Here is a 2,476-nt window from a genome sequence, read left to right on the forward strand (position 1 = left end):
ATCCGCATAGCGGACCGCGATATTCCCCTCCCCGGCCAGATCCGGCGCGATCCCCATGTCATACGGGCTCGACCAGCCCACCCCGAACAGGCCATCGGCCGGATTCCGGTTGTTATACGTCCGAGTCACCCCGAGCGCCGGACCCACCCCCGCCACCGCCGCATCCGTCGTCGCCGTCGTGTAGTTACTCACCACCGGGGTCACACTCGCCACCGCCGGCGCATACGGATCCGCCCCCAGATGCGCCCCGGGATCCGAGGTGGGAACCCGCGTGAAAATACGCAGCGGTGTCGTCGCCGCACTGGGCAGCTGAAAATCGCCTACCCAACCCCGCCAGTAATACGTCTGATTCCACGACAGGACGCCCTTCGGCGGACTCCACGTGTTCGCGTTGATCCACCCCGACGACCAGCAGGTCCCGGAATTCGCATCCGACCCGGTACACAACTGGAAGCTGTAGTTCACCCCCGGCCCTGGATAGTTATCCGGATCGTAACCCGTCAACGTCAACGTCGGCGTCAGACTCGACACGCTCGAACCGTTGATCGGAGTAGCCCCGGTCACCACCGGTGGCACATTCGGGACCGTAATCGTTATCGGCCAGGGGACAACTCCCTGCTCGGAGAACCAGGAAACCCCCCACTCGATCATGTCCCAACGAAACACATAGCTGCCCGGCGCAAGAGGGTTCACCGTCGCCAACAAGTCGGTCGTCTGACCCGGATTCACCGTCGTCGGAAACTGCGTCGCATACCCCTGATGCACCAGCTCGGTCGTGTTCGCCGCGTCATACACGTGATACGACAGCATGTAGCTGCTGTTCGCCGGCCACGGATCCCGACCCCGGTTCGTCAACCGGATCCGGATCTTTCCCTGTTGCGTGTTCGTCAGCGGAAAGCCCGGCTCCCAGACCAGCCCACCCGGCGGCGCCGCGTACTCCACATCGTACGGCGTCCAGCTGACCTGCAACACCGGATCAATATCCGCGCCGCTCTGCGTGGTCGCGAACTTCCGCCATCCCCGGTTATCCCCGTTATCCACCGAACGGATCGTGAAACCCTCGTTCGATCGAATCCCCCGCGACCAGTCCTGCACCCATTCCGTCAACGCCGGACTGTTCCAGTTCGCCCAGTTCGCCGGACACGCCGAACCATCCCGATAGGCGAAACTACTCCGCGCCAGCTCCGGACCATACGCCGCACCCGGCCAGTCCTTCATCGTCATACCATTCCACGCCTGGGTCACCCCATATACAGCGACCGGCACCGACGTGTCACACGCCTGCCACGAATAAAAATTCCACACCGACAGCTGCACCCCGACCACGTTCACATTCTGCAACTCACCCACCCCGGTGAAATGCACATAACTGGCGTTCGGATGCACCCCGGCGTCATACGTACCGGCACGCATCTCCACATCCGACCCATGGGTCGCCGAGTAGTTCTGCGCCACATACGTGTCATCGGTCTCCGGGTTCAACCAGGTCACCGACGGATCCACCCGCACCGGGAACTGCCGCGCCGGATCCGACAACCACCCCTTGTCCAGATCAACCTGAAGCGCCTGCCCACCGCCGTCCACCGTCACCAGGGAATAGCCGACGCCCTCCGAATACGCGCCGTCTCCCACATGCGGGTCGACCGCGGAATCCTCCATCCACCCCGCCGGAATCACCGCCCGCAGCACACCCGAACTGTCCGTCAGATGCACACCCCGCGTCTGCGGATCAACCGCCGCGGTCAACCCCTGCAACGCCAACGGAAAAACCCACCGCGTCGGCGCGTCCACCGACCGCAACACCAACGTCTCCTTCAACCCCGACTTCGTCGCGGTCAACTCCACATCCGAAAACGGCCGCACACCCGCATACCGCGCCGTGCTCCCCGCCACAACCGCCTTCGCCCCGGCGGCTCCGGTCAACCCGAACGACACCGAGGCCCCCGCCGCCACGTCAATCTTCCCGAGCTGAGCGTCACTGGCCGTGTCCGCAACCTCGGTGTTCCGCGCCGCAACCTTCACCCGATGCCGCCCGCCCGACACCGGCACCAGATCTGTGTCAACATCGGTCCAAGAACCGTCCCCACCCCGCACCCGCTGCTGCTGCGCGGAGAACTCCGACGTGAAACTCCCATCCGGATTCTGAAAGACCTTCGCGTTCTCCGTCCGGCGGGCGGTCACCTCCACCCGGCCCGGCACCGGACCCGGCTCCCGCACCGCCGGCATCGACGTCGCCGGACCGATGATCGCCGCCGCGCTGGACGGCGTCGGCTTCGGAAACTCCACCGGCCGATCCACCGTCGTCGGCACCGCGCCGGTCACCGCCGGCACCGCCGCCCGCACCTGCGCCGCCGACGGCGCCCGCCCCGACTGCGACTGCCCCGTCGACACCTGTGCCGCACGGCCCGCCGCACTCCCGGTCGCGCTCTGCGGCAACGCCGCATTCCGGAACGGATTCACCAACGGCGCCGGCCCG

General features: G+C 65.9%; 2 protein-coding genes. One reads left to right on the plus strand and one right to left on the minus strand.

What is annotated here, in order from left to right:
* The coding region (locus tag U9977_RS14455) for a DNRLRE domain-containing protein (RefSeq protein WP_322749771.1) at nt 1-2,217 on the minus strand (2,217 nt) is incomplete at its 3' end.
* A gap of 25 nt (nt 2,218-2,242) precedes the next feature.
* On the opposite strand from U9977_RS14455, the gene U9977_RS14460 reads away from it, so the two are divergent.
* On the plus strand, nt 2,243-2,476 hold a 234-nt coding region (locus tag U9977_RS14460), incomplete at its 3' end, for a hypothetical protein (RefSeq protein ID WP_322749772.1).

Origin of the sequence: Protofrankia sp. Cas8 (genome assembly GCF_963555845.1) — a bacterium.
In the GTDB taxonomy this organism is placed as follows: domain Bacteria; phylum Actinomycetota; class Actinomycetes; order Frankiales; family Frankiaceae; genus Protofrankia.